Origin of the sequence: Paraburkholderia sp. SIMBA_054 (assembly GCF_046534875.1) — a bacterium.
GTDB classification, from domain to species: domain Bacteria; phylum Pseudomonadota; class Gammaproteobacteria; order Burkholderiales; family Burkholderiaceae; genus Paraburkholderia; species Paraburkholderia hospita.
In genome coordinates, this window is sequence record NZ_JAWRXV010001487.1 from 1 (window position 1) to 243 (window position 243).

Consider the following 243-nt stretch of genomic DNA (forward strand, 5'->3'; position numbering starts at 1 on the left):
GCCGGCGAGTGGATCCTGCCGTCCACCGGCGAACTCACCCCGGCCACCATCGCCGCGGTGATCGGCCGCCGCATCCAGCGCTTCTTCAGTACCGACTCGATCGAGCAGCGGCTGCGCTGGATGGACGCCAAGGAGGCGGAGATGGCCATGCCGCGCGCGCAGTTCCCGCGCGTGCCGCATTACTGCTCCGGCTGTCCGCACAATACCTCCACCGTGGTGCCGGAAGGCTCGCGCGCGATGGGC

General features: G+C 70.4%; 1 protein-coding gene. It reads left to right on the forward strand.

Annotated features, from left to right (window positions below):
- Window positions 1-243 (forward strand): hypothetical protein (locus SB822_RS59980; RefSeq protein ID WP_410859494.1); only part of this gene is annotated, 243 nt, incomplete at both ends.